We start from the raw sequence: 6234 nt of genomic DNA, 5'->3' as shown, positions 1-6234 counted from the left end.
GTCCTCGGGTTCGCGATCGCGGTGCTGGTCAACCACCCCACCTGGGAGCAGCAGCAGGCGCTGCTCGACAAGCACGCCAAGAGCGTGGTCCTGGTCACCACGATGATCTTCGCGGCCGGCGTCCTCACCGGGATCCTCAGCGGCACCAAGATGATCGACGAGATGGCCGAGGCGTTCGTCTCCGTCGTCCCCGACTCGTTCGGGTCGCACCTGCCCGTCGCGGTGGCCGTCACCGGCATGCCGCTGAGTCTGGTCTTCACCCCGGACGCCTACTACTTCGGGGTACTGCCCGTGCTCGCCGAGACCGCGAACGGGTTCGGCACGGACCCGGCCGAGGTCGCCCGGGCCGCCATTCTCGGCCAGATGACCACGGGGTTCCCGCTCAGTCCGCTCACCGCGTCCACGTTCATCCTGGTCGGCATGAGCGGTGTGCCGCTCGGCGAACACCAGCGCTTCATCTTCCGCTGGGCCTTCGCCACCACCCTCGTCATGACCGCGGGCGCCCTGGTGACCGGCGCCTTCCCCCTGTGAGCGGTGACTCCGCCGGCTGCCTGCTCCCCATGACCGATGTCCCGCCGGCTGCCTGCTCCCGGCAGCCGCCGCTCCTGCCGCTCAGCCATGCGACGTGCCGCCCGCTTCCCGAGCCGGAGCCGGGCGACCGGAGTAACGCACAGAGGCACCCGGCCCCGGGTGCCCCCACCGACTGAGACGAGGACCCATGAGACGGATCACCAGACGTACGGTGCTCGCCGCCACCGCGGGTGCGGTCACGGCGCCGGCGGTGAGCACGGCGACCGCCGCGGCCGCCGCCCCCACGACAGCCACACCCGAAGGGCGAAGGAACAACTGGCTGGTGACAGCCGTCGCCGTCCAGTACGCGCAGCGCATCGACCTCCGCGGTGGGGTGATCCCACCCTCCGCCTTCCAGGTGACGGCCACGGTCGGCGGGCAGACAGCGGCTCGCACGGTGACCCGGGTCTACTCCAACACCGCCGCCGAAGTGGACGAGCGCCCTCACCCCGGACGACCGGGGGAGCACCTGATCGTCGAACTCGATGCGAACGACTCCAACGCGCGGGCCGCCGGCACCGATCCCCTGCCGCTCGACCGCGCGTACTCCGTCAGACAGGTGGCGGACGTACGTACCCCGGGAGGCGAAACGGTGCTCAGGGCCGGCCCGTTCGCGCACCGGAACGACGACGTCATCACTCCCGTGGTCGACGACTTCACCGCCGGTTCCTTCACCGACTCCGCGGGTTTCGAACTGGACTTCCGGCTGTACCAGCCCGCGGACTTCGTAAGGAACCCTCGGACGCGCACGCGGTACCCGCTCGTCATCACCCTGCACGGCGGTGGCGAGGTCGCGGACAACAACATGACCCAGCTGACGTCCAACCGGATCGCGGTCACGTTCGCCAAACCCGAACGGCAGCGCCGGAACCCCGCGTTCGTCCTCTCTCCGCAGATCCCCCTGCCGCGTCCCATGGACGGACCCGACGGCACGGACTGGACCGACGCCAAGGTCCAGGCCGCGCTGATCGAACTCATCGACACCTTCGTGAGCGAGAACTCCGGAGCCGTGGACACGGACCGGCTCTACGTGGTCGGCCTGTCCTCAGGCGGTCGCGGCATCTACAGCCTGCTGGCCAAGCGCCCCGACGTGTTCGCGGCCGCCCTGCCCACGGCCGGCTGGGGCGACCCGGCCGTCATGGAGAAGATCACGCACATCCCGATGTGGGCCGACCACTCCATCGACGACCCGGTCGTCCCCTACCGGGAGGGCCGGTTCGGCAAGCCCGGCACCTGGACCCTGATGAACGCCCTGGAGACCGCCGGCGCACGGGTCAGCCGGGGGGAGTGGGCCAACGATCTGCCGAAGGACCAGTTCGAGGCCCGGTCCCGGGCCCTCCTACGGCAGGCCCGGGCCACGCGCAGCCACGTGCTGTTCACGAGCTACACGGCCGGAACGACATCGCCGAACCCACATTTCGCATGGGCCCAGACGTACGAGAACGACGTGGTCATCGACTGGCTCTTCGAACAGTCCCGATAGCCGGCCCTCGCTGTCCGGTCACCGCGCTCTCCCCGCATTCCGGAGGTAGATCATGAGTTCATCCCGTCGCTCGACCGACACGACCGTGCCGTTACGGACCCGACCGCGTGCCATGACGGCACTGATCGCGCTGGCCACCGCCCTCGGCCTGGCGCTGACTCTGCTGACCGCCGCCGCCCCGCCGGCGGCCGCCGCCGACCTGCTGTCCCAGGGCAGGCCCGCGACCTCCTCGTCCACCGAGAACGCGGCCACCCCCGCGTCGGCGGCGGTGGACGGGAACACCGGGACGCGCTGGTCGAGCACCTTCAGTGATCCGCAGTGGCTGACAGTGGATCTGGGCTCCATCGCCACCCTCAGCCGAGTGGGGCTGCGCTGGGAGGCCGCGTACGCCCGCGCGTTCCAGATCCAGACCTCGGACAACGGCACCGCCTGGACCACCATCTACTCGACCACGAAAGGCACCGGCGGCGCGCAGACCCTCGACGTGGACGGCAAAGGCCGGTACGTCCGCGTCCACGGCACCCAGCGGGGCACCGCCTACGGCTACTCGCTGTGGGAGTTCCAGGTGTACGGCTCCGGCGGCGGGACCTCTCCGGGCAACGGAATCCCCGACCCGACGACCGCTTCTCTGGAGGCCACGGACGGGCCGCTCACCACGGCGACCTACACCGTTCCCGGCCCGAGCGGGTTCGGCTCCGGCACGGTGACGTACCCGACGACCGGTGGCTCGTACCCGGGCGTCGTACTGATGCCGGGCTATCAGGGCACGCAGGAGAACCTGCGGTGGCTCGCACCGCGCCTCGCCTCCTGGGGCTTCGTCGTCATCAACGTCGGGACCAACACGCTCACCGACGATCCCGCCGCGCGAGGCCGTCAGATCACCGCCGCCGGTACCCAGTTGCTCGCGCTCGGCAACGCTCCCGGCAATCCGCTGTCCGGGAAGCTCAACGGCACGCTCGGCGCGGTCGGTCACTCGATGGGCGGTGGCGGCGTCATGGCGGCCCTCCGGGACGACCCGCGCTTCCGGGCGGGCGTGCCCACGGCCCCGTACTACCCGAACGTCAACTTCTCCTCAGTCACAGACCCCACGTTCTTCCTGACCTGTCAGAGCGACCCCGTCGCCCACGGCGACACTTACGCGGTGCCCTGGTACAACTCCATGTCCCAGGCGGAGAAGCTCTACATCGAGGTTCCGGGCGACCATCTGTGCCCGATGACCGGCTACGGCGACAAGGCCACGCAGGGCAAGTGGATCGTCTCGTTCCTCAGCCTCTGGCTGCGCGGCGACACCCGCTTCAGCCCGTTCCTGTGCGGTGCCGTACGTGACGCCGACAAGAACAACACCTCCCTCGTCACGCGGTGGATGGACACCTGCCAGTTCTGACCGGCTCACTCGGACCGCTCCCCGGTCGGCCGCGCCCGACGGCCCCGTGTTACCTTGCGCCCCATTGATCGCGAAGGTTGCGCCTGTGGGGGGCCTGTCATGAAGTCGGCGCGATTCTCGCCGTCGATCGCCGCGTCGGTCGTCGGAGCGCTGCTCCTGGGGATGACGGCCGCGGCGGTCGTCGGTCCCGGTGCGGTCGACTCGTACGCGGCGTCGGGCACGGCACTGCCGATCGCGCACTTCGCGCACCTGGTCGTGGACGCCCCGCACGGACACCTGTACATCAGCGGCGGCGCCGGCACCGATGGCATCCTCGTCACCGATCTCGACGGCGGAAACGCGACGACGATCAGTGGTGAGCAAGGTGCCACCGGTCTCGCCCTCTCCGCCGACGGAACCACGCTGTACGCGGCTCTCCCGGACGAGGACGCGATCGCGGCGATCAGTACGGCGGACCTGACCGAGTCGGCTCGTTACGGCACCGGCGCGGGCACCCACCCGGACTCGCCGGCCGTCGCCGGGGGCACCCTCTGGTTCGGGTACGGCACGGCGGGCGCCGGCGGCATCGGCTCCGTCGACGGGGCCGGTACGGTCACTCTTCGGCAGGATTCCGGCAGTTGGGCAGGACCGCCGACGCTTGCGACGACCCCGACGCCCTCCGGTGTCCTCGCGGCCGCGACGCAGACGGGCGACACCTCCGCCTTCGTCACGTACCAGGCCCAGGGTGGTGCGCTGACCCGACAGGCGGCGAAGGCGCTGCCCGTCCCCGACCTGAGCGACTTCGCTGTCACGGCGGACGGGCAGCACCTGGCGGTCTCGTCCTGGGCGAACCCCAGCGACGTTCGGTACCGCACCTCGGATCTGTCGGTCGACGGCAGGTTTGCCATGCCGGTGGCCGCCAAGGCCGTCGCCGTGGCCCCGGACGGCACCCTGGCCGGATGCGCTTGCAACGGCTATGAGTTCGAGGCGTTCCCGGAAACAGGCGAGGGCTTCTACCGCGAGTACGGGTTCGACTATCCGCTGCGCCTGGCCGCACACGGCCTCGCCTGGGCACCGGACGAGAGCCGGCTCTACGGCGTGGCGGTGGACGCCTCGGGGGGAACACCGACGCTCACCGTGGTCCGTACCCCGGAAACCGCGCCGGTCAGACTTCTCGGAAGTGCGACCGATCAGCTCGCCCCCGGCGAGACGTACGCGTTCCGGGCGGGCTTCGACGCCCCCCTCAGCCTCGGTGCCGGGGAATCCATGATTCCGGGCACCGTACGGATCACGCGCTACGACGACACCGATCCGGACGGTGTGCTCGTCCCCGACCCCACGGGCACCCCGGCCCGCCCGCCGGTCGATTTCTTCGGCTCGTACCAGGTTGCCGGCACCGCTCCCCTCACCGGCCCCCTGAGCTTCCGCGTCGACTACTCGGGCGGCGGGCACTACGGCCCGGCCGTCCGGACCTTCGACGTCCCCGTCGCGAAGTACGCGCCCACCATCGCGCTGACCGGCCCGGACACCGGGGGCCGGGCCGCGCCGCTGACCGTCACCGGGCGGCTCGGCTGGCCGCACGCGCATGTGCGGACCGGTGCGGTGCACGTCGTCAAGACCGATCTGGCGCATCCCTCGGCCTACTCTATGGGCACCGTGCCCGTCGCCGCCGACGGCACCTTCGCCGTCCATGACACCCCGCAGACCGGCGGCGCGAACACCTACTCCGTCACCTACGACGGCGGCACGTCCTACCTCCCGGTGACGGCGTCTCAGACGGTTCAGGTGTCCCGGGCCACTCCGGGTCTGAGCGTGACGACCGACGCGAAGTCGTACCGTTCCGGCGCGACCGTGAAGATCACCGCGCACCTGGGGACCACGTACAACTCCCGGCTCGTGACGCTGTACGCGCAGCCCGCGGGCAAGTCGCGGACGGTACTCAAGAGCGGCAAGGTCGACGCGCACGGGAACCTGGTGGCGTCGTACAAGATCACCCGCAACACCGTCTTCAGCGCGGCCTTCGCGGGTGACTACCGCTACGCACCGCGCACGGTGACCACCGGCGCGACCCTCACGCCGACGGTCCGGACGCAGCTGCAGTATCCGCTGCGGACCACCCGCATCGGATCCACCACGTACCAGGTCTTCTACAAGTCCGAAGTCAACCTGGGCTTCAACCTCCAGGTCACTCCCCGACAGGCAGCGGGCTGCACGTCGGTGTACGTCGAGCGCTACTCCTCGGGGGCCTGGCACCAGGTCACCTCGCAGAAGTGCGTGCCCCTGTACTCCGACGGCTGGTACGGCTACGTCCGTGCTCTCAAGCTCTTCACGAGCAACGACCGTTACCGCGTCCGCGGGCTCTACACACCGCCGGCCAAGGGTGCGCAGACCGGCAGTGTGCGAAGTGGGTGGACCTACTTCACCGTCCGTCCCGGCAGCCTTGAGTAGGAGTCACGGACGGCGGTCCGGGCGGTCAGCCTGGAGGGCATGAAGAATCTCCCTGTGCGCATGACTCGTTGGAGCGCCGGACACCCGTGGCGCGCGAGGCGAGCTGGCGGATGCGACGAGTGCGCAGGATGCCGCGGCCGGCGACCGGGGGTCGGTCGTGGCGCAGCCGCCAGGCCCCCGCGCCGCAAGCGGTCGTCCGCCGTACGCGGCCCGCGCTGCTTCTTCCAAGGGCAGTCGCGGCACGACCGACCAGAGCGCAACTCCACTCGCCCCGCCGAGCGAGATCCCGCAACCGCGGACGCTCCCCGCGGGCTCATGCGCGGTCTTCTCGGCGCTGTCCCGCGGGCTTCGCGCCGGGCGGCGACTGGTG

The 6234-nt window shown here is 70.5% G+C and carries 4 protein-coding genes; all 4 read left to right on the top strand.

All coding sequences use genetic code 11. The features are described from left to right. Positions 1–531: SLC13 family permease (locus JF597_RS49280; protein ID WP_294012481.1), on the top strand; the 531-nt coding region annotated here is incomplete at its 5' end. A gap of 187 nt (positions 532–718) precedes the next feature. Continuing rightward, on the top strand, positions 719–2053 hold the full coding sequence (locus JF597_RS49275; protein ID WP_294012479.1) for a prolyl oligopeptidase family serine peptidase: 1335 nt from the start codon (positions 719–721) through the stop codon (positions 2051–2053). Between the two features lie 112 nt (positions 2054–2165). Continuing rightward, the gene (locus tag JF597_RS49270; protein WP_294012476.1) at positions 2166–3437 is read left to right on the top strand and encodes a discoidin domain-containing protein; all 1272 of its coding nucleotides are present in this window, start codon (positions 2166–2168) and stop codon (positions 3435–3437) included. A gap of 99 nt (positions 3438–3536) precedes the next feature. Further along, positions 3537–5864 carry a hypothetical protein gene (locus JF597_RS49265; protein WP_294012474.1) on the top strand — a complete coding sequence of 776 codons (2328 nt, stop codon included), beginning with the start codon at positions 3537–3539 and terminating at the stop codon, positions 5862–5864. The last annotated feature ends 370 nt before the right edge of the window (positions 5865–6234 follow it).

This window comes from Streptomyces sp., assembly GCF_019510245.1.
Lineage (GTDB): Bacteria > Actinomycetota > Actinomycetes > Streptomycetales > Streptomycetaceae > Streptomyces.
Note: the sequence above shows the minus strand (reverse complement) of the source record. Positions and strands in the feature narration are given on the sequence as shown.

Excerpts from the sequence above, each read along its gene's own strand:
- JF597_RS49275 (WP_294012479.1), top strand. The coding sequence starts at position 719 with ATGAGACGGATCACCAGACGTACGGTGCTCGCCGCCACCGCGGGTGCG.
- JF597_RS49270 (WP_294012476.1), top strand. The coding sequence starts at position 2,166 with ATGACGGCACTGATCGCGCTGGCCACCGCCCTCGGCCTGGCGCTGACT.
- JF597_RS49265 (WP_294012474.1), top strand. The coding sequence starts at position 3,537 with ATGAAGTCGGCGCGATTCTCGCCGTCGATCGCCGCGTCGGTCGTCGGA.